Raw genomic sequence first — 25,061 nt, 5'->3', positions numbered from 1 at the left:
CTAGACATTTAAATCATTATTACGAAATCAACTTGTACATGTTTCCCTTTATTTGTCACACACATATGTTATTTTGACCAAGACTATATTGGAAATGAGGTGACAACATGCCCATTACGAATCGATTTTCTACCACCACTAACGGCGCACTCGCTATTACAGGTAATACTTTAGGATTAAGTAAAATTAGTAATCAAAACCGTGCTGGTACAATCGGGGCAATTGGTGCGTTTATAACTACGAATACCGCTTTACAAGTACCTACTTTTCCCGCAGGTACAACGTTAACCTATACACAAAATAGTTCTACCGCTATTTTAAATATCCCTGCTGGTAGCACTATTCTTTACGCAGAACTCGTTTGGGGTGGAAACTATTTATCTCGTGATCAAAACATTACGAGTATTTTAGGGAATCCTGTTTCTTTCACAACACCTGTGTCAACATACTCAATTACCCCTTCGGCTATTACAGCTTCAAATCAAACTTTCGTTTCTGGATCTGTCACATTTGGATTCTATACACGATCTGCAGATGTAACATCCCTCGTTCAAGCTGCTGGATCTGGCTCTTATACAACCGGCTCTGTCCCTGGACTTGTTGATCCTTTAGATGCTTCTAATGGGGCTATCAATTCTTCTGGATGGACGCTCATTGTCGCTTATCAAAATGGTTCCTTACCTGCAAGAAACTTAACCATTTATGTAGCTGGTAACCGTGTTTCTGCAGAAACTGGTAGTGCCGATGTATCTGTTTCTGGATTTTTAACACCTTCAGGAGGACCAGTAAGCGGGAGATTATTTTTAAGTTCTACCGAAGGAGATGCAGATTTAACCGGGGATCAAGCTTTATTTGGACCAAATTTCAGTTCATTAAATGCTTTATCTGGACCAAACAATGCTATAAATAATTTCTTCGGTTCTCAAGTTAATAATGCTGCAGGAAACTTAGATACAACAGGGACATTTGGAACGCGAAATCAAAGTGCTTCTACAAGTACAAACATCTCCGCAGGAAGACAGGGCTGGGACATTACTTCCATTGATATTTCTCCTTATTTAACAAACTCACAAGTATCCGCCGCAATCCGTTTAACAACTAACGGAGATGCGTATATGTTAAATACAGTCGGTTTACAAATTAATATAAACTCACCAAATATACAAGCGACGAAAAGCGTGAATAAAAGTGTTGCTGCAATTGGAGATATTCTCACTTATACAGTTACTATCCCTAACACCGGGCTTCTTCCTGCCAATAACGCTATTTTTATAGATAGTCTCCCTAACGGTACTTCTTTTATACCCGGCACTGTAACAGTAGATAACGTACCACAAACAAATGCTAATCCTGCGGCTGGTATATCTCTTGGAACAATCAATAATGGTGCTTCTCGTACAGTAACTTTCCAAGCTACCGTCGTTTCTCTTCCAAATCAAAACCCTATCTCTAATACTGCTAATATTACATTTCAATATACACCAATCGCTGGAGGAACAACCTTTAACGGCCTTGCAACAAGCAATTCTGCTGGAACACAAATTAATCTGGCAGATATTAATGGAACAAAATCAGTTAACAAACTTTTTACCGATATTGGTGAAACATTAACTTACAGTATTGCCTTAGCTAATATAGGAAATATCGCTGCAACGAACGTTATATATACGGATCCGATTCCTAGCGGAACTACTTTCATTCCAGGGAGTGTAACTGTTAACGGAGTTACTCAAGCTGGAGCAAATCCCGCTAATGGTATACCAATTGGTTCGATTGCAGCAAATTCCACTACTACTGTTTCATTCCAAGTGCTCGTTCCTTCTATCCCTCAAACAAACCCAATATTAAATAGTGGAACAACAACATATCAATACATTCCTGTACCTAATCAACCAGCAGTAAGTGGGACTGATACGACAAATATTGTCTCCACTCAAGTGAATAATGCTACTGTAACAATGACGAAAGCAGTAGATAAAAATTTTGCAGATATTGGTGACCCACTAACGTACACCGTTTCCTTTACAGGTACAGGTAATACAAATGCGAACAATGTTATTTTTACAGATGTCATCCCTACTGGAACAACTTTCGTTCTAAACAGTTTAACAATAGATGGCACGACACAAGTGGGCGCAAATCCCGCTAACGGCGTGAATATTGGATCCATCCCAAGCGGCACAACAAAAAATGTTGCATTTCAAGTAGTAGTAAATACAATACCCGCGTCAAATGTCGTATCTAACGGATCAAGTGCTTCTTATCAATATACCGTCAACCCTAGCCAATCACCCGTTACAAAAAACATTTCTTCTAATCTTGTTTCCACTCAAATTAACAATGCGAATGTAACATTAACAAAATCAACTAACAAACAATTTGCCACAATTGGCGAAACGATAAGTTATACAATCCTTATTACAAACAGCGGAAATACAGCCGCTAATAACGTACAACTAACAGATCCACTTCCAAATGGAACGATATTAAATCCTGGTACTGTAACACTAAACGGAGTTTTGCAAAATGTAGATTCTCTCGTCGCTTTACCTATCGGCACAATTCCTGGCGGGGCTACTTTTACCCTTTCTTTCCAAGTAACAGTCATCAATATTACGACCCAAAATCCTATCATTAATAATGCCTTCGCTTCTTATCTATATACTGTAAATCCAAATTTGCCACCGACTTCAAAGACAGCAAATTCTAATTCTGTTACATCAACAATTAGACTAGCAAATCTCCATGCTAATAAATCTGTAGATAAAACGTTTGCGGAAGTTAGCGATGTATTAACTTACACCTTTGCTCTTACTAACGATGGGAATGTTGCAGCGAACAATGTATTACTATCCGATTCAATTGCGAATGGAACCGCCTTTGTACCAAATAGCGTTATAGTTAACGGTGTTACTCAACCAGGCGTTACACCAACTAGCATCAATATTGGTAGCATCAATGCTAATACTACAATTACAGCTTCATTCCAAGTAGTAATAACTAGCATTCCAAATCCAAATCCTATTTCGAATAGTGCTTCTATCTCCTACAACTTTATCGTTGATCCAAACGCTTCACCTGTAAGTAAAAACACTACTTCAACCACTACATTTACTCAAGTAAACGATGCAAATGTCATTTCAGCCAAAACAGTGAATCGAGCGTTCGCTACCGTAGGGGATACATTAACTTATACTGTTACTTTGACGAATGCAGGAAGTGTTTCTGCTGATAGTCCTACTTTCGTAGATACGAATCCAGACGGTACTACCTTTATTCCAAATACTTTTCTTATTAATGGTGTACTCCAAAATAACGCAGATCCAAATATAGGTGTTCCGCTACCTTCCATTGCTGCTAACGGCTCACTTACCGTCTCTTATCAAGTAACCATCACCTCTTTACCAACACAAAACCCAACATTAAATTCATCTAGTACACAGTATAGTTTTATTCTAAATCCGGGCGATCCACCAACTATAGAAACATCTGTAAGTAACACTGTAAGTACACAAATTAATTTAGCAAATGTAGTGATTGTCAAAGAAGTAGATTTAACTATCGCCGATGTCGGGCAACCAATCACATATACAATTTCTTTAGCTAATCTTGGAAATACTATAGCAAATAATGTTATTGTTACCGATATAATTCCTAATGGCTCCACTATCGTACCAAATAGTATTTTTATAGGTGGTACTTTACAACAAGGTGCAGACCCTAGTACCGGTCTTCAAGTCGGCTCCATTCCTTCAGGTGGTTTTACAACGATTGTTTTTCAAATAAGTGCAAATGGGCTACCTTCACCAAACCCAATTCAAAACAGCGCTTCACTTCAATATAGCTTTATCACTGATCCAAACTTACCTGCTCTTGTTAGAAACGCTGCTAGCAATATAGTAACTACACAAATTAATACTGCTAATATCGTTGCTACAAAACTAACGAGTACAAACTTCGCTGATGTTGGTGATGTCATACTATATGCGACTATTTTAACAAATAACGGGAATATCCCTGCTGCTAATGTAACGTTTACAGATATCATTCCAGCGGGTACCCTCTTCATTCCTAATACTGTAACGATTAATAATGTCCCTGTAGCTAACGCAAATCCTGCTACCGGCATTTCAATTGGTACAATAGGAGCGAATTCATCACGCACCGTTGCATTCCAAGTTTTTGTACCAACTATCCCTGCTGTAAATCCAATTACAAATCAATCAGGCACAACATTCCAATATACGTATGATCCATCCAAACCTGCTGTGATGCAGATGGTTGCTTCTAACACTGTACAGACAACTATTAATAACGCCTTAATTGCCGCTACTAAATCTGCAGATAAACAGTTTGCTAACGTAAATGATATTATTACGTACACGACTACTTTAACGAATAACGGGAACACACTTGCATCAAATGTAATATTTACAGATGTAATTCCAAACGGGACATCATTTATTGCTAATAGTGTTACTGTAAACGGGAATACACTGCCTAATGTAAATCCAGCAAGTGGAATTGCCATTGATCCAATAAATCCGAATGCAAATACGCTCATCTCGTTCCAAGTACAAGTAAATTCTATCCCGAATCCAAATCCACTCCCGAACCAAAGCAATACAACGTACCAGTACGTCGTAGATCCTAACTTACCTCCAGCATCCGCCAATACGTTAAGTAACGTAATAACAACTCAAATTAATAACGCTACTATTGTCGCTACTAAGTCTGTGAATACACCGACAGCTGCAATTGGCGATATCGTTACCTATACGATTGCAGTAACAAATACAGGTAATACTCCTGCTAGTGCGACTGTTTTAACGGATGGGCTTGGTGCAGGAGCTTCATTTATCCAAAACTCCGTAACGATCAATAATGTCCCACAACCAGGATTAGATCCATCACTTGGTATTCACTTGGCAGATATTTCGCCAGGGGATACTGTATTTATTACTTTTCAAGCACAAATTTTAGCGATACCACCTAGTGGCACATTAACAAATAATGCTCTTGTAAATTATGAATATACCGTGAATCCCAACCAATCACCTGCTGTCAATAGTACAATTACGAATACAACGGTTACTCCAATTATTGATGCTACTCTTTCTATAAATAAAACTGTCAATTCAACATTCGCTACTATTGGAGATACACTTACTTTCACTTCTACCATTACTAATTCCGGTAATACTACCGCAAACAATGTTATTTTTACAGATGTAATTCCAAATGGTACAACGTTTATTCCAAATAGTTTTACGGTAAATGGAACAACTATTACTAATGCAAATCCACAAAACGGTATCAATATTGGTAACTTGAATTCAAATGCATCTGCTACACTCAGTTTTCAAGTAAACATTACAACACTTCCAAACCCGAATCCAATCCCGAACAAATCATCGCTTCAATATAGCTTTATTGTAGATATAAATGAACCGCCAGTTTCACGAACAGTTCAATCTAATAAAACTTTTACACAAGTAAATACTGCTTCCGTTATCGCAACAAAAACTGCAAGCAGTGCTTTTGCTGCTGTTGGAGATACAATTACGTATACAACTATCCTCACCAATAGCGGAAATACTTCAGCAAACACACCTGTTTTTATCGATATATTACCACCTGAACTTTCATTCGTTCCTGATAGCGTACAAATTAATACAATCCCACAACTTGGATTTAGACCAGATAGCGGAATCTCTTTAGACTCAATTCCAGTTGGAGGAACGACAACAATTAGCTTTCAAGCTATCGTTGGCTCAATACCAGCTACAAACCCAACTTTGAACCAATCTAGCACAACATACTCGATCATTATTGATCCTACCCAGCCGCCGGTGATAGAAACAGCTACAAGTAATCCAACTTTAGTTCAAATTAACGAAGCGATTATTCAAGCAACGAAAAGTGTAGATCGACTATTTTCTGACGTAGCACCTGGAAATTCATTTTTAACGTATACTGTTTTATTGGATAATATAGGAAACGCAACTGCTACGAATATCATTTTTACAGATCCGATTCCAAATAACACAGTATTTATAGAAGATAGCGTTCGAGTAGGCGGAGTTTTATTGCCTGGAGTAAATCCAGCGAATGGGATACCGATTGGGGATATTATTGCTGGAGATTTTATAAACGTTACCTTCCGTGTGCAAGTAGTTAGCATTCCAAATCCAATTTTCACAATTGGACCAGGCGGACCAAACTCACCGGTTGTAAACAGCGCTTCCATTAATTATCAATTTATGACAGGTCCAAACTTACCACTCGTTTCAAGAAGTACGACGTCCAATCCGGTTTCGACACAAATAAATTCTGGGGAAATTGTGGCAATCAAATCTGTAAATAAAACTTTCGCAACAATTGGCGATACAATTTCTTATACAATTACATTAAGTAACCCTGGAAATGTCACTTCACAAAATATAATTTTTACGGATACTTTACCTGATGGAACGACATTCATATCTGGCACTCTTACAAACGATTCTGGTACACAGCAAATCGGAAATCCAGCTAACGGAATTCAGATTGGAAATATAAACCCAAATGGAACGGCCGTGATTACTCTTAACGTACTTGTTACAAACATTCCAAGTATAAATCCAATTTCTAATTCTAGCTCTGTACAATTTGCACATGTGGTCGATCCTAGCCAACCTGCCGTATCGCAAACGAATGTATCTAATACGGTTTCGACAACTATTAATAGTGCAATTTTAACAACAAAAAAGAGTGCTGATAAATCTATAGTTTCAGTTGGAGATACGATTACGTATACAACTACTATTAGAAATACCGAAAATACAGCCGCAACGAATATTACTTTCACAAGCGCTATTCCAGCTAACACTACCTTTATACCAAATTCAGTCACAATAAATAGCGTTCAGCAGTCTGGTGCGCAACCAGCACTTGGAGTAAATATACCAAATATCGCTCCTGGTGAAACGGTAACTGTTACTTTCCAAGTAAATGTTATTTCCGTTTCCCCTTCCAGTTCAATTATGGGTAATGACACAATTTTATATTCTTATACTGTTGATCCAAACAGCGCTCCTGCTACTACCTCTACTTCAACGAATATTGCTACAAATCCTGTATTAGATGCTATGATAACGATGGTAAAATCGGTCGATCAAACCCTTGTAACACTAGGCGATACCATAACCTATACGACAATTTTAACGAATAACGGTAATACAAATGCAACTAATATTACTTTCACGGATCTTATACCAAATGGTACAACATTTATTACTGATAGCGTTACAATAAATGGACTCACACAAATTGGATTGAATCCTAATACAGGCATAACGATTGGATCAATTTCCCCTAACAGCTCAATATCTATAGCATTTCAAGTGACCGCTACTTCTACCCCTGTTCAAAATCCTATTGCCAATTCCGCTACTGCTTCTTACACATTTATCGCTGATCCCAATGCACCTATTGTTTCAAGAAACGTTACTTCAAACACAGTGTTTACTACGATTAATACAGCTAACATTCTTTCATTAAAACAAGTCGATAAATCCTTTAGTCGTATTGGAGACACACTCACTTATACTGTCGTTTTAACAAACAATGGAAACTCATCCGCACAAAATGTTATATTTACAGATACCGTACCAAGCGTCACTACATTTATTGCAAACACATTTTCTATTAATGGAGTTCCTCAAAGCGGGGCGGATCCATCGAACGGTGTGAATATTGGGACAATAACAGCCGGGACTACAGTAACAGTTTCGTTCCAAGTTACTGTAACATCATTACCAACCGCAAACCCAATTGTAAATTTCTCATCAACATCGTATCAATTAGTCTCACCACCTGAAGCAGAAACTTCAATTAGCAATCCTGTTTCAACCCAAATTAAAGAAGCCATATTATCTATGACCAAAAATGAAAGTGTATCCTTTGCAGATATCGGGCAAACTGCTTTTTATACTACTTCTATTACCAATGTAGGCAATACCGATGCAACTAATATTGTATTCACAGATGCATTACCAAGTGGACTCACATTTGTTCCTAACACATTAACTGTCGATGGCGTTTTACAACCTAACGCGGATCCAAATACAGGTGTATTACTTGCAACACTTCCACCAAATGAAATATATAGCATCGTCTTTCAAGTTACAGTAAACAATATTCCCCCTAGTAACCCAGCACCAAATAAAGCATCAACGATGTATGAATTTACTGTTGATCCTGTTAATCCTCCCGTTTCAAGTACAGCTACTTCCAACACTACACTCCTTCAAATAAACAACGCAACTATTATTAGCACCAAAACAGCAAATCTTACTTTTGCGGATGTTGGTAATACAATAACATTTACACTTAACCTTCCTAATACCGGGAATGTGACCGCAACTGATGTAACTATTATCGATATTCTTGATAGCAATTTAAGTTTCGTTCCAAATAGTTTCACAGCTAATGGGCAAACCATTCCAAACGCCGATTTATCAACTGGTGTAAATATTGGTTCCATTAATGGTGGTAATACGGCAATCGTTACATTCCAAGCAACTGTTATTACACTTCCAACACTTAATCCCATTTCTAACTCTGCTTCTACCACATATCATTATGTCGTTGATCCTAGCCAGCCACCTATTACAACTTCCAATCAATCTAATACAACGACAACACAAATTAATAGCGCTATCCTTACTGCACAAAAAAATTCAAATGTATCTACGGTAGATATCGGGCAGGATATTACCTACACCGTTACAATTACAAATAGCGGAAATGTGAGTGCAACGAATGTTATTTTTACCGACCTTATTCCAGACGGAACTTCCTTTGAACCGAATAGCTTTACACTGAACGGAACTAGCATCCCAAATGCAGATATCATTACAGGCGTTCCAATCGGTGATATCGCGCCAAACGAATCTGTCATCGTAGCATTTCACATTATCGCCAATGAAATTCCGCCTATAAATCCAATTACTAATCAAGCTAGCGTTAGCTTTCAACATATCGTTAATCCAGCTAATCCTCCAGTTTCAAAAAATATTATTTCTAACAACGTTACAACAAAAATTGAAAGTGCTATTTTAAATACTATTAAAATAGGAGATAAAACTTTTGCAACGATTGGTGATACGATTACGTATACAACGACTATTACGAACACAGGCAATATTCCTGCTAACAACGCTATATTCTCAGACCCTTTACCATCGTGGACACAATTTGTTGCAGGATCAGTTATTGTTGATGGCACTCCATTACCATCCGCTTCGATTATTAACGGTGTTGGCATAAATACAATCAGTCCAAATCAAACTGTTACAATCATATTCCAAGTACAAATCGTAAGTAATCCAACAACGTTCACACCTGAACTCCAAAACTTAGGATTTGTTAACTTCCAATATAACGTAGGCAATGCATTACTGGCTCAGCCTGGCAATGTGGAAACGAATGTCTTCGTTACTTCTATTAATACAGCCATACTTTCAGCTGTAAAAACTGCTAATACAGCCTTTGCAAATATTGGAGATACGATCACTTATACAGTTTCGATTCAAAATAACGGAAATACAAACGCTACGAATGTAAATTTCTCAGACCCAGTTCCAACTGGAACGACCTTTGTTGAAAATAGTTTTGCTGTAAATGGAAGTACCATTCCAGGCGCAAATCCAAATAACGGAGTGAATATCGGAACAGTTAGCGCAGGTAGTTCCTTAACCGTTACTTTCCAAGTCATAGTTACATCTACTCCACCTTCAAATCCGATTACAAACGTAGCATCTATTCAATACGCATTCATCGTTGATCCGGCCTCTCCTCCTGTTACAGGCACGATAAATTCTAATAGCGCTTCAACACAAATTAATAACGCGACTGTTACAACTGTTTTACAAGCAAATCGTTCAATTGTATCTATCGGGGATGTAATTACGTATACAGCAACATTAACGAATACTGGAAACTTCCCTGCAAACTCTGTATTACTCATTAACGGAGTTCCTGAAGGAGCATTATTTGTTCCAAATAGTGTTACGCTCAACGGGATTTCACTTCCAGATGCAAGTCCAACTCTCGGTATTCCAGTTGGTATTATCGCACCAGGTGATTCCGCTACTATTACGTTCCAATTTCTTGCAAGTTCTATTCCACCGCAAGGAGCGATTATAAATCAAGCACTTACAAGTTACACGTATATTGTCGATCCAAGTCAACCTCCTGTTACAGCAACATCCTCGTCTAATACGGTTAATACAGCTGTTGTTGATGCATCGTTATCCGTAATTAAAAGTACAGATTCTCTCGTACAATCTACTGACGGTACAATCACTTACACAGTAGTCGTTCAAAATAACGGAAATACTACTGCAAATACAGTTACTTTAACAGATTTGGTCCCAGAAGGAACTGCATTTATTCCGAATAGCGTTACCATTAGTGGTGTTTCTGTTCCAGGTGCCGATCCTAACGTAGAAATACCATTAAACTCCATCACACCGTCAGAAATCGTCACTGTAACATTCCAGGTTATCGTTCAATCTATACCAAGCGTGAACCCAATTTCTAATACAGCCCGTATTGACTATACTTTTATCGCCGATCCAACTGCTCCTATCATCTCTCGAACAATTACGTCTAATCCTGCTTTCACACAAATTTCGGATGCAACTATCCTTTCTTTAAAAGCAGTCAATGCACCTCAAACAACAACAGGTGATATTTTGACTTACACAATAACACTAGAAAATACCGGAAATATTCCAGCTACGAATCTCATATTTTCAGATACGATTCCCCAAGATACTACATTCGTAGAAAATAGTTTTACACTTAATGGAACAACTATACTTGGTGCCAATCCAAATGTAGGTGTTACTTTACCTACCTTAGCAGCAAACGCTACTCACCTTATTTCGTTCCAAATTCTTATTAAAGATTCATTCTCGCGAGAATCGATTACAAATCAATCCAATACAACATATACAATCCAACCAGACCCAGGGCAATCGCCTATTACTGAAACATCTACTAGTAATATCGTCATTACAAATTTCGTGCAAGCACAATTGACAATTACAAAAACATCCAATCCAACAACTGTAGATATTGGCGGAACTATACTTTATATTTCTGAAGTGAAAAATATCGGTAATGTTGACGCAATAAATATTGTTTTCACAGATTCTATCCCAGCTGGGACTACATTCGTTCCCGATAGTGTCACAATTAACGGTGTCCTTCAGCCAGGTGTAAATCCTGAAAACGGAATACCGATTGGAACAATTCCAGCTAACAGTTCCAAAACGATACTATTTCAAGTGCAAACAAATAATCCACCTACTGAAACCGAAATTGTAAATCAATCTTCAGCAACTTACCAATATGTAAGTATCCCTACAGCCCCACCAGTGAATCGCTCTGCAAATTCTAACATTGTTACAACATCACTTCAAAACGCAAATATTATTTCTGTTAAAAGCGCGGATGTAACTTTCGCATCAATCGGGCAAATTATTACCTACACAAATACACTACAAAATATAGGAACCGTTCCAGCTAACAATACCGTGTTCATTGATAACATTCCAGAAGGTACTATATTTATTGAAGATAGCTTAGCAATAAATAATGTAATTCAGCCTGGCGCTAATCCTGAAAACGGAGTAACTCTCGGCACGATACAACCAAATGAAACAGTCACTATTTCATTCCAAGTACAACTTACAAATATACCAGTTGGCAATGTAGTCATTAATATTTCAGACACCTCGTACGAATACCAAATTGACCCTAGTTCTCAAATTATTCAGCGTAGATCGTTATCAAATGCAGTAAATACTGAAGTGCGGACGGCAAATGTTAGTGCAATTAAATCCGCTAACAGATCCATTACACGTATCGGTCAAATCATCACATATACAGTCGCAGTTACAAACGCTGGTACAATACCTATTACAAATACTCTCCTACTTGACGCAATTGCTTCTGGCACCACATTCGTTCCAAATAGCATTCTTGTAGATGGCGTACCAAGACTTAACGAAAATCCAATTACAGGTATCAATCTTGATATAATTCTTCCAAATAATACGATTATTGTTACGTTCCAAGTAAGCGTAGTCTCTATACCGCCACAAAATAACATTAATAATATCGCCGTCATTCACTATGAGTATCGACCAGACCCAAGCACACCACCAATTTCAGAAACGACCTCTTCCAATGCTACAAACATACAATTTATTGATGCTATTCTTATTGCTACAAAGTCCACTAATACTGTATTAGCTAACATTGATGAAACCATTGAATATACAGTATTCATTCAAAATAATGGATCGGCTACAACTAACTCCATCTTTTTTACAGATACTATAGCGGATGGAACAGTATTTATTCCAGGAAGTGTAGTAGTTAATAATACTGTACTTCCTGCAGCAGATCCGAATATCGGCTTTTCCATTCCTAATGTCGCAGCAGGTCAAATGGCTACAATAACATTCCAAGTTTCCGTTACGAATTTACCTGCTGTAAATCCAACACCTAATACTGCAAACGTCGTCTACGACTTTATTTTCAATCCTGACTTTGCACCAATTCAAAAATCTACTACTTCCAATACTACTTTTGTTCAAATTAATGATGCTGACATCGTTTCACTTAAAACTGTTGATTTAACCTCTGTAACGATTGGTGACATTTTAACTTATACAACAACTTTAACGAATACAGGGAATACGGATGCCACTGCTGTTGTATTTACAGACAATATTCCTAATGGAACAACCTTTATTGACGGTAGCGTTTTAGTAAATAACATTCCTCAGCTTAATGCCAACCCAAGTGCAGGTATACTTGTAGGAACGATTGCTCCTAATATTTCTATCCCAGTCACATTTTCTGTTACCGTCGTAGCTCTTCCTGCTAGCGGCCATGTTCAAAATCAATCAACTTCTCGTTATACAATAAACGTGGAAGAACAAATATCCACTAGCAATATTACCTTCACTGAAGTTATTTCTGCTAATGTAATTGCGACAAAAACAACACCTATCCAATATGCTGACCTACAAACTATTATCCCTTACACTATTTCCATTACAAACAATGGGAATATACAAGTAGAAAACATTATTGTTACAGATATCATCCCAGCAAATACGAGCTTTATAGAGAATAGTGTTATCGTGAATGGCAACGCTCGGCCAAATGACAATCCACTTAACGGTATACAAATTGATAACATTCCGCCTAATACGACAGCAACCATTCTATTCCAAGTACGGGTTACTTCGATTCCACAAACAAATCCAATCTCTAACACGAGTACAATTGAATATGAATACACGGTACCAAATCGACCACCTATTACCGAAACTATTATTTCATCAGCTGCTTTAACAGAAATTAATCATGCGAATTTGAATAGTAATAAAGCTGTTGACCTTGCATTTGCAACGGTTGGTGATACGTTAACGTATACGATTACACTAAATCAAACCGGTAATGTTGCAGTAAATGATGTAATCATTCAAGATATTATTCCTCAAGGTACTACGTTTATAGAAAATAGCGTCATTGTAAACGGAGAAACTCTTCCAGGAGTGAATCCAGTAAGCGGCATACCAATTGGTACTATAACTATTGGTGGAGATGCTATCGTTTCATTCCAAGTAACTGTGACTTCTATTCCAACACCAAATGAACTAAACAACAACGCAATTACTACTTTTAACTATATAGTCAACCCAAATAACGTACCTGTTACAAATACGACTACAACAAATACTGTCAAAACTACTGTCCAAAATGATAATGTCATTGCTTTTAAGTCTGCTGATGTAACAAACGCCTTACCTGGTCAAACTTTAACGTATACAATTACGATTACGAATAGCGGTAATGTAACGATTGAAGACCTTCTTGCCATAGACGCCGTACCAATAGATACGACTTTTGTTGCTGGTAGTGTTACGATTAACGGAATCAATCAGCCTAATGAGAATCCTGAAAATGGTATTACGTTAGGAAATCTTGCTCCTAATGAATTTGTTATTATTACGTTCCAAGTGACAATATCTTCTTCTACTCTTCAATCTACAATTAATAATGATGCTTCTGTTTCCTATACCGTTATCATTGATCCAACAAAACCACCTATTACAATTACAAAACAAACAAATACCGTTACAACGACAGTTATTGATCCGATGGTTCGCATTGAAAAAACAGCTGACAAATCTATTGTCGTTATAGGAGATATCATTACATTCACATTAGCGGTATTCAATCATTCCCCAATTCCTACAATCAGTACTTCTGTTATAGACACAATTCCAGCTGGTACAACATTTATAGAAAACAGCGTAACCATTAACGGCACTCCCGTTCCAAATGTTCGTCCAGACACTGGTATTAATATTGGTTCTTTATCTGCAGGTACAGTAGCAACTATAACATTTCAAGTTCTCGCAACTTCTATTCCTTCAAACAGTACAATTATAAATTCTGCAACAGTTACCGCTGCTTTTCAGTTGACACCACAGGATCCAATTATTACTTTCATTGTTAATTCAAATATCGTTCGTATACCAGTTCAATTTATAACTGCAACAGTCACGAAAAATGCTTCCGTCAGCTCAGCTTATTTAAATCAATATTTTGATTACACGGTACGCATTACAAATACTTCTGAAATTTCACTCTCAAATATTTCGTTACAAGATACTATTCCAGCAGGTTTACAATTTATAAATGGCACTGTCTTTATTAACGGTGAACGCTCTCCACTAGCGAATCCGAATATCGGTTTCCTAGTCGCTACTAATTTGGAACCAAACGAAACAATTATCGTGTTATTCACAGTACAAGTGATAAGCCCCCCTGTTAATAATCCCTTTAAAAATACGGCCAATATTTCGTTACAACTTCAAGTCTCGCCTACCGACCCACCAATTACAGTAACCGTTACAAGTAACGAAAACATCGTCACCTTTGTTCCAGAAAATCCAGATGAAGCACTTCCAAATTTAAATTGCTTCTTTGACGGTGAACGCTTCATTCGCATTACTCCTCGAAATGTACGAAATTACCTTTGGACTTGGATTTGGTGGAAGTAATTGAAACAAAAAAGAGATTGTAGTTTGGTTGAAACCAAATTACAATCTCTTTTTCATTACCTATATCCCACTACGTTGTAACTCGTCCAAGGATATACGATTAAACACCATCTCAAGTTATTTTAGTCGTAATAAGTTGGCCAGCTTCATTAATAGTAACTTTCCATTTCACTCCACTAGCAGTCTTCATGATTATACCTTTACTTGCCTCTATTTCAATATCTCCAAACATTCTTCCGCCAGTCGTCGCTAACCAAGCACTCCCATTTTCCATAGAAGATCTTGCAAAGATACGATTAATTCGAAAACGTTTATGATCTTGAGAATAACCACTTAATGTAATTCTAACTTTATATAACTGACTGGCCTTCATATTCGATATAATTGTATCGCCAACATTTAATGGAACATCCAACGCGATAACCCAACTTCCAGTTGCACTTAATGCATATTCAATTTTAATTTTCTTTGGGCTCTCTCCCCATCCAAAATACATTCCAAAACAATTTAACATTTGTATTGGTTTTTTCGTAAAATCCATTTCAATTACAACTGGATTACTATCTGGAACGTCAATATAGTTTACACTTTGTTCATCTATTAAATTAAAGCAATTTGTGAGATTTCCCCCGTACGGCACTTTTCCACTTACTTGCTTAACGTTATATTTCTGCTGAGCATTTACTAAAATATCATCTTGATTTCCTATTAAATGAGGTCTATTTAACGTCAAAGGTAACTGAATTCGTAGGGATTCTTCATAAGTAGACTTACAAACATTGTATTGTCCTTTATCTACAATAGTTGTCGAAAGCAGATTTGAAAAAAGGTAGTTACGATGAGAATTGGAAGAAAATTCAATAACAATTTGTTCACTACTCATCCGGTACGTATCCCAGATCATACAATCAAATGTATTATACGCACCTGAACAACGAATTACTTTTTCCGTTTGTTGTCTACATTGCACTTGAATATCATGAAACGTATTTCCTGAACTTTCATTTGGCAAATCACTATTTCCATCTACTTCAATCCCATACACACATCCATCAATAAATATAGATTGAAATACATTGGCGTTAATCCAGCAAGGTGTATTGATATCATTTATATATTCTGTCTTCAAATGTATTGCAGTTTGAAAGTTTTTAATTTGAATAAATTTAACTTGAAAGAAACTAATAAAATCCCATGCCTTTTGACAATAAAAATGTATAGCTTTTCCTTTATACGATGGAGTTGTATTTATTATATTTATATTTGATATAACAGATTGATTAGGTACTTCGATTTGTTGTGAACCAGAAACATAAATAACAGCAGATTGAAACAATGGATTTATAACTTGAAGAGTACCACCAACTATCGAAGCGTTACTTTGTAGCTCAAATGCATTAAAATCCCCATCAATTTGCAGTGTTACGGTAGGATCCAACTCTAATCTTACGTTTGATTTAATAACAATCGGCTTTACAATTTTGTACGTATTTATCCCTGTAATTCTAACCGTCGAAATTCGATTCGCTACACAATAATCAATAGCTTGCTGAATTGCTAATGAGCTATCATTTCCCGAGTTTGGAACTGCGCCAAAACAATCAATATGAACGCTACTTTCTGGCGCACAATCTTCTTGGGATGAAATATATTCTGACAAAATAAATTCACTCCTCATATTACCTTTTTCATATAATATGTGAGTTGTCTCTTAAAAGTTTCTATAATAAAAAAAACAAACGACCTACTCGGTCATTTGTTTAATTCATATATATTTTTCGTTTCCTCTATCATTTTAGTTAACGAGAAATATCTCATTGCTTTCTCTCGTGCTTTCAATCTAATAGCAGTTACCTTTTCTTCATTCCCTTGTAGTTCCTCAAGCGCACTTGCGAATTCGGATTCGCAATATTCAGATATCAAAACACCTGACTCTCCATCTATTACCGCTTCATGTATTCCACCAACATCTATTGAAACAATTGGTGTCCCTGTAGCCATCGCTTCAATTACTACCATTGGAAACACTTCACGAAAAGATAATAAAAGTAAGGCATCCATATTCCCTATAAACCCATGCGGCTCTGAAATATTCCCTAGCATCTTCACCCTTTGCTGCAATCCATATTTTTCTATTTCTTTCATAATCGATTCTTTCTCTGGTCCATCACCAGCAATATAAAACATAAAATCATTTCTCTTTTTCAACACATTTGCAATTTTGACAAATAGTTGATGGTTTTTCTCTTTGGATAATCTAGCTAATATCCCTATTTTATATATAGATTCTTTCTTTTTCTGCTGGAATAAAAACTTTTCAATATCGACACCGTTATAAATTGTATTTATTTTTTCTTCTGCTACATGAATTGAAATTAAATTGTTTTTTTCAAACTCACTTACTGTAATAATATTGTTCACATATTTATTCATGAAATACCGAAAAAGCGTTGGCATTTTCTTTTCTAATATCGTTACATTGTGTTTCGTATAAACAATTTTCATCTTTTTTTTAATAAACTTTTGAAGTAGAAAAGCATATAATACCATTCGCAAACTATTTGCATGAATAAGTTCTATCTTTCGTTTACAAATTTCGTTTCGTAAATAATAAATATTTCTCAAATGATTCCATCGACTAAGTAAGATAAAATTTTCTTTTCTAGTAAGGGATTCATATAGTTCTCCATCACCTGCAGCTGTATAAATCTTAAAATCCTCATAATGCAAATTATTTTCTAATTTACAGAAATAATTTTCGGCTCCGCCAGTTATCAATTTATCAGTCATCAACAGTATATTCATAATTGCGTCTTCCCAACTACATTGATTTTATTTTTTTTATAAGCATGATAAGCATACTTACTAAAATAGTAAAAACTTTGCACTGCATTAAGACTTTTTTGGTCCCTTAATAATTTCCAATACCGAAAAGCTGCTCTAACTTTATTTCTCGAAACAGAATTTGCTACAATTCGATACTTCGCTAATACTTGCTGTATCCCTTTTGCTTCATGCCCTTCATGTAATAAGTTCAGCCATAACGCTGTATCTTCCGGCTGTACACTAGGCATTTCGACATACGGAATTTTTTCACGATCAATCATCACCGTTAAACACCCGATAATTGTATTTCCTACTAAATAATGATAGTCAACAGATTTTGGTACACTCACTTCGCGATTTAATTCATTACCATTTTCATCAATTAAACTATACGACGCATATGAAAAAGCAATATTCATTTCTTCCATAAATAACAATTGTGTCTTCAATTTATGCGGCAACCATATATCATCACTATCTAAAAAGGCAATGTACCTTCCTCTCGCCTCTCGAATCGCTAAATTCCGAGCTTTAGCAGCACCAACATTTTCTTTTAATGATAATAACCTAATACGTGAGTCTCCTTCTATTATCTCTTTAATTTTTGCGGCAGATTGGTCGGTTGAACAGTCATCAACGATAATCATTTCCCAGTTTTCATACGATTGATTCTGTACAGATAAAATTGTCTCACCTATAAATCGTCTACTATTATAAGAAGGTGTTATTACAGAAACATGAGGCGCCTTATTATGTGCTGATAGACATTTTACCATCTATCTTTCCCCTTCCTTCATATATTGAAATATACTTCACAACAACTGCTAAAAATAAAAAGAACGCTTCGTTAATAATGAGTGACAATGACATCATCTGAAATAAAAATGCAATCATAGTCAATAGAAGGTATGGTTTTTCACGAAACAAAGTATGCTGCGCTAACTTAAACATTAATATGAATAAAAACGCACTATATAGAAGAAAACCAATTGTACCCGACTCAGACAAAATTTCTAAAAATGTATTGTGTACATATAATTTTTCATTAAATTGATACTCATAATAATTCGAGAAGTTAAACGCACCAATTCCGATATATGGATTGGATAAATAATATTTAAAAGCAGCTTCCCATAATGTAAATCTACCACTTCCATTATCATGGGAAAAATCAGAAATTCGTTTATTTAATATGTCATCTAATTGGCCCCCCATTACACTATTCGATAAACTAAAAATAACTACACTAAACAATACTAAACTCATAATTATTTTTATTTTTTTAGCGAAACTAGACATACATATATATACAAAAATGACAAGCACAAGCGCTAATATTCCCCCTCTTGAAAAGGTTAATAGACTCGTCGTAACACATAAAATTAACCCTAAGATGTTAGTGATATTTTGCAAATTCGTCATATAGTACATAAAAAATATTGTATTATAGAAAATAAAAATGTTAGGATCATCTAGCAATCCAATTAACCGTGGATATCCTCTATCAACTAATAATCCAGCAAAAATTTCTCTCTCTTCTCCACCGTATAAACTAAAGTATTGTAAACCGATTATATAGAGTAGTAGACTTACAACATTAAATACTATTCCTACATAAGCAATAGATGATTCAAGTACCACTATTTCAGTATTCCCCAATAAATTTCTCATTATAAAATAGCATCCTAAAACGAGTAGCACGCCAAAAATCATACGAATACTAGCATTTAAATACATAGAAAGAATTCCGCTTAAACAATAAATGAAATAAAACAGTAAAAATATAACTTCATGAAAATATAACTTTTGAATATGAAAGTCTTTAATTGTTAAACAAAAATATATGACTAAAAAAATCATATATATCTTCAATGAAAATCCAATATATAAATTGTATTTACTTAACATGACAAATAATATTAGAAGAATAATCCATCCCATTGATACTTTCATATTATTTTCCATAGGCTATATCCCCTGTTTCGTAATATAATCCTTTTTGCGTATTTTTCTTATAAAAGAAAGAAGAAGTTTTTTTAGCTCATAATCATATAGGAATATGGCAGCTACTACAATTAGTATATTAAGAACAAGCGCAATTAAATGATATGTATGCAATATATATTGCACTCCAATAAAGGTTACACCAAAATAAATTGTATACGGTATTACAATTTGGAATACAATTTTTTTCTTCACTACACTTACCGCTATATATCCCACTAAAGCGACTATTTCAAATAAAACCATAGCGTATGCCGCTCCTATCACTCCACCAAGACTACTAAAGCTATAAAGCATAACCCCACCTATCACCAATGCTACACACTGCACAACAGTCCTCTTATTTTGACAACCACTCGTCGTTAAACCGTCAGCAATGGCAATATTTAAACTTTGTAGCACAATAAGAAATGATAATATTTGGAGTGGTTCTACTGCATTCTTCCATTCTTCATGAAAAAATATAGACATAAAGTATGGTGCTAAATGATATAAACCGATCGTCATACATATTCCTACAATCGCCATTGATTTAATTTGAAGTAAATTTAATTTCGTATGCTCTTCTATATTATTCTGGTTATAATGCTTAAAGAGCACCGGAAAAAATGCACCTGCAATTACCCCTGGTACTTGATATAAAGCTGCCGGCATCCGGTACGCCACTGCAAAAACACCTACCATACTTAATGGCAATGTATAGTTAAGCAAGATAGGCGCTAATTGTGGCGTACTCATTATTAAAAAACCGCTAATAATAAAGGGAGTTAATTGCCAAAATAACGCTTTATGAATTACGACTTTCATATTCATTTTCGTCTTTCTTCTCATGATATATATACTGAATAAACCACCAATCATATACCCAAAAGCATATAAGCGAGCTGTTACATACACCGGTAACTCTCCGAAAATACAAAAACATGTAATTATAATGACAACTGATGCTGATACAACTTTTATGAGCGCTATATACTTCATACGTTCCGTCAGTTGAAAATAGGCAATCCCTATGTTTTGCCAAGTTAATCCTATTAACATGAAAAACATTACGTTTATCATCATATAAATTAAATTTTTATCCGCATACATATAATGAATAGCAATATAACCGATGATAGAAATAAAAATAAGTAGAATCATCCTTATTTTTATATACGATGATAAAATCTGCTCTAAATCTGCTCCATCCTTTGCCCCTTCTCGAAGAAACGTATTACTAAGTCCTAAGTCTGTAAAAAATAACATAACAAACGTCACTGCTATGGCAACACTAAACATCCCATAATGTTGTGCGTTAAAAAAGTTTGCTAAAACAATTAAACTGACGGCCTGAAGAAGGTTAGCTAAAATCGTACTATAAAATAGATGGATAATATTGCTTAGAATAGATCTACCCATACAAGTTCTCCTTTGCAAGTAACCTACTTACATATGTTGTTTGTTTACATATATATTTATCTTGCACCATTACCGTTCAATACAATTAAAACGGTTTTACATAAAATACGGATGTCCATCCGAAATGTTTTCATTTCAATATACTCCATGTCCAGCCTCAACTTTTCCTTTGGATCAAGATTATACCCTCCATTTATTTGTGCCCATCCTGTTAATCCTGGTTTTACTATTAAACGTTCCTTAAATTCTGGAATATACGCATCAAACTCATTATAAAAAAACTCTCTCTCTGGTCTAGGGCCTACAAAAGACATATCTCCTCTTAAAATGTTTAAGAGCTGTGGTAATTCATCAATTCTCGTTTTTCTTATAAACAATCCAACTTTTGTAATTCTTTGATCATGTTCTTTTGCCCATTGTGGTCCGTTCATTTCAGCATCCTTTACCATCGACCTTAATTTAAATACATTAAACTTCTTCCCGTTTATACCTAAACGTTCTTGAAAGTATATTGGAGCCCCTGATGTTTCTAAGGTAATCATAATACAAAAGAACAACATAATTGGTATTGTTAATAGTAACAATATGATTGAAAATATAATATCAAACAAGCGTTTTACACTTCGATTCAATATGCTAGGCTTTTCTTGAGCCGGAATCGTATACAACTTGGCTTGATTTGTTTCACGAATCATGGATCGTTACCCCCACATTCAAGAATATAAAATTATACCTATTAATTCACATTCTTTCCTATTTATATCCGCTATTACTTTTTGCACTGTACGTAGTGAATCTTTTTGCTTTTTAACTGCTAAAACCACTCCATCGCATTTCCCTGCAATAATGTGCGTAGCAGGAAGCTCAAATACTTCAGAAGAATAAACGAAAATGTAATCAAAATCTTCTTTCCACTTAGCAATCGCATTATCAAATTCATCCATAGCAACTAAAGGCGTCCCTGTATGTACTTTTTTTTTTGCAGGAATACAATATAAGTAATTAGACAAATTACTAGAAAAAGATTCATAATTGCAGGAGGAAGAGCTTATTATATCGTTTACTGTTATCATGTGATCACTTTGTAATAATACATGTAGTTTAGGGTCAGAAAAATTCACATCAATAAGTAACACCTTTTTTTTCATTTCCGCAAACACTAGACCCATATTTACTATAAGCGAGGCAACAACACCTCTGTCCTTCGTTGAACTAACTGTGAACAGTTGTTTTCCGGATTTTTTCAGCTCGTGATACACCGTATAAAACTGCTCTTTCATCAGATCATCATGCAAATTGAATGGCAGCTGCTTCTTTGTCCTAAACATCGACATGTTCACCTCGATATATAGATGATTTTTTATCAACCTCTGTAGGTTTCTTTTTTCTATTTGGTTCCATATTTATGTGACCAATAACAGAGACTGTTGTTATTTTCTCTAAATCCTGTTCCGTGTATATACGTTCATCAAAATAATCTCGAAATACAGCTAAACCTATCCCAACAAAAAAACTAACAATTAAAGAAATAGGAATGATCAGTTGAAATTTCGGAAACAATTTTTCAGCCTGTTCCTGTAACTCAGGATCAGTTAATACTTTCACCCCTTGTACATTTGTGTACTGTTGAAAGCTTTTTTGTGATTGCTCTGCCAATGTCCTTACAATGTCTTTCACGATTTTCGGATTGGAATCTTTTACTGTAACAGTTACAATTTGTGAGTTGTCCGTATTCACAACCGAGATTTTTTGTGCTAATTCATAACTTGATTGCTCTAATTTCAAAGTTTTTTTGACTGTTGAAATAATTAATGGGCTTTTTAAAATATCAACATACGATGTTACTAGTTGCTTATTTTCTTGTGTTTTATTTGTTGAATTTTCCTTATTAAACTCATCTAAATTCCCAACAAGAATTTGCGTTGAATATTGATATGACGGCTTTAAAACATACATAGAGATAAGAACTAAAGAAGCGGTTAAACAACACATCGTTAAAATAATCGTTACGAATCTTCTTTTCAGTAATTGTTGAAAATCTTTTATACTCATTTCTTGCTTCAATTATTTCACCGCCCTTTTCTGAATAACATCCTGCAATTCACTCTTTACAGATAACCCTTTCTCTCTTCTATCCACTTGTTTTGTTACATACTTTCCGACTCCGAATGCAAATTTTTCTACATATACATACGAAAGCATTGCAAGTATAAACGAAAAAACAAGTGAAAAAATTAAAATAATAGGCAACGGTAATATTTCATGGAGCATGTATATAAGGGAAAACAACGATATAATATGGTATAAATAAAGACTGTAAGAAATCTTCCCCAAATATAACAAATATTTATTATGTAGCAAGGACGACAAAGTTGATATTGACAAACTTAATATGACAAATAAACATGCACTTATCGCCACTACGTAGTCTCGAAATATAAAATTATTGAGCACTTTAATTTCTCCTATAAGCCCTTCATACATAAAAAGTAAAATCGCAAATAAAAACCATGCAATTTTCGTGTTTTTAGTACAATTACTATAAAAAACTATTAAATTATTTTTATACTTCGCAACTAGTGCTCCTAGTAAAAACAGTACTGTGTAATGCAATGTTAATGCATAGCTTGTTAATGTTAAGCCCGAGCGAAACAAAAATAATATTACGACAGAACATATACTAAAACTAAACAATAATAGTAATGAACACCTTAACGTTTTTCGTAAGCAAATCATCAAAATTAACGGGAAAATTATTGATATTCGCATTTCATGGACAAGTGACCAAATCACACCGTTATATGCATCTGTATTATATTTCCCAACCAATAAAATATGTTGTGCGATTAAGCTTGAAGAACTTTCAATCGTCCATGAGCGATTAAACCATTCACTTAAATAAGAAATACCATATTCACTAATTGTAATCTGGCATACAATAGCTATAATTATTGCCACAATATAAGGAATATATATTCTGCATATACGTTTTAAAAGGTATGACCCATAGCTACTATAGTTTTTTTGAATAGATTCATACAAAACAAATCCGCTCAAAACAAAAAAGATAATAACTGATTCGTTACCACTACTAAAAATTAGACGAGCAGGCGTTTCTTTTAATAGATACACAACAAATGGTTTATTATCTTCATAACTGTAATTTTGAAATGCTGAAAAAATCATTAAATGATGACCAATCATTACTACTAATGAAGAAATCCCTCTTATAGAGTCCAATTCTTCGTATCTTTTCATCTTTTTACATCAACTCCTAATGAAATGATAATAATCATTTCAAAGCGACATCTTTATTCATATTCCTCTCCTTTCTTTTCATTCCAATTTTTCATATTAAAATGATTTTATAGTATAAATTTGAGTGTATTGTAACATTTTTTGTAATATTTTGAATAGAAAATCTCAAAAATTGGTATATACCAATTTCAACCTCGAAAAATGAGTAATATTGATAGAAAAACGCTATAAAAATATCTTGCATATTTACAAAATTAAAGAGCTGAATAGCGTTTTTTCAATATAAAATAAAAAAGATAGCCTACTAAAATGTACCCTATAGAATAGACACTTGAAAAAAGTCTATTCTATAGGGTATTTCTTGTATAATAAAAGGAAAATTGAGATCGGAGAATGTTGAAAATGACAAAAAAACTATTTACAGAAAGAGAA

Annotated in this window: 10 protein-coding genes; 1 reads left to right on the top strand and 9 read right to left on the bottom strand. The window is 35.0% G+C overall.

All coding sequences use genetic code 11. From position 1 onward, the window contains the following. Window positions 1-107 precede the first annotated feature (107 nt). Window positions 108-15,140 carry a DUF11 domain-containing protein gene (locus tag D1166_RS14650; RefSeq protein ID WP_118043341.1) on the top strand — a complete coding sequence of 5,011 codons (15,033 nt, stop codon included), beginning with the start codon at window positions 108-110 and terminating at the stop codon, window positions 15,138-15,140. Window positions 15,141-15,252: 112 nt separating this feature from the next. On the opposite strand, the gene D1166_RS14645 is transcribed toward D1166_RS14650, so the two are convergent. The 9 genes from D1166_RS14645 to D1166_RS14605 all read right to left on the bottom strand — a co-directional run bounded on the left by D1166_RS14645 (window position 15,253) and on the right by D1166_RS14605 (window position 24,629). Next, window positions 15,253-16,800, bottom strand: coding sequence for a glycoside hydrolase family protein (locus tag D1166_RS14645; RefSeq protein WP_000006054.1), 1,548 nt, complete (start codon window positions 16,798-16,800; stop codon window positions 15,253-15,255). A gap of 92 nt (window positions 16,801-16,892) precedes the next feature. Next, window positions 16,893-17,945 carry a glycosyltransferase family 4 protein gene (locus D1166_RS14640; RefSeq protein WP_097856426.1) on the bottom strand — a complete coding sequence of 351 codons (1,053 nt, stop codon included), beginning with the start codon at window positions 17,943-17,945 and terminating at the stop codon, window positions 16,893-16,895. Beyond that, a complete protein-coding gene (locus D1166_RS14635) occupies window positions 17,942-18,742 on the bottom strand; it encodes a glycosyltransferase family 2 protein (RefSeq protein WP_000237694.1) in 801 nt (266 codons plus the stop codon). The genes D1166_RS14640 and D1166_RS14635 overlap by 4 nt, the downstream gene beginning before the upstream one ends. Continuing rightward, the gene (locus D1166_RS14630; protein ID WP_000429870.1) at window positions 18,717-19,931 is read right to left on the bottom strand and encodes an O-antigen ligase family protein; all 1,215 of its coding nucleotides are present in this window, start codon (window positions 19,929-19,931) and stop codon (window positions 18,717-18,719) included. Before D1166_RS14630 ends, D1166_RS14635 begins: the two co-directional genes overlap by 26 nt. Before the next feature lie 3 nt (window positions 19,932-19,934). Beyond that, complete coding sequence (locus tag D1166_RS14625; protein ID WP_118043340.1) at window positions 19,935-21,371, bottom strand: oligosaccharide flippase family protein; 1,437 nt, start codon at window positions 21,369-21,371, stop codon at window positions 19,935-19,937. A gap of 56 nt (window positions 21,372-21,427) precedes the next feature. Next, window positions 21,428-22,066: a sugar transferase gene (locus D1166_RS14620; protein WP_000617648.1), complete on the bottom strand. Its 639-nt coding sequence runs from the start codon at window positions 22,064-22,066 to the stop codon at window positions 21,428-21,430. A gap of 18 nt (window positions 22,067-22,084) precedes the next feature. Then, complete coding sequence (locus D1166_RS14615) at window positions 22,085-22,705, bottom strand: CpsD/CapB family tyrosine-protein kinase (RefSeq protein ID WP_118043339.1); 621 nt, start codon at window positions 22,703-22,705, stop codon at window positions 22,085-22,087. Further along, window positions 22,692-23,435, bottom strand: a complete 744-nt coding sequence (locus D1166_RS14610) for a YveK family protein (RefSeq protein WP_097861570.1) — start codon at window positions 23,433-23,435, stop codon at window positions 22,692-22,694. The genes D1166_RS14615 and D1166_RS14610 overlap by 14 nt, the downstream gene beginning before the upstream one ends. Beyond that, the gene (locus D1166_RS14605) at window positions 23,436-24,629 is read right to left on the bottom strand and encodes an acyltransferase family protein (RefSeq protein ID WP_000833054.1); all 1,194 of its coding nucleotides are present in this window, start codon (window positions 24,627-24,629) and stop codon (window positions 23,436-23,438) included. Window positions 24,630-25,061 lie beyond the last annotated feature (432 nt).

The sequence above is a fragment of the Bacillus sp. ISO11 genome (assembly GCF_003458115.1).
GTDB classification, from domain to species: domain Bacteria; phylum Bacillota; class Bacilli; order Bacillales; family Bacillaceae_G; genus Bacillus_A; species Bacillus_A cereus.
This window is presented reverse-complemented; position numbering and strand designations above follow the sequence as displayed.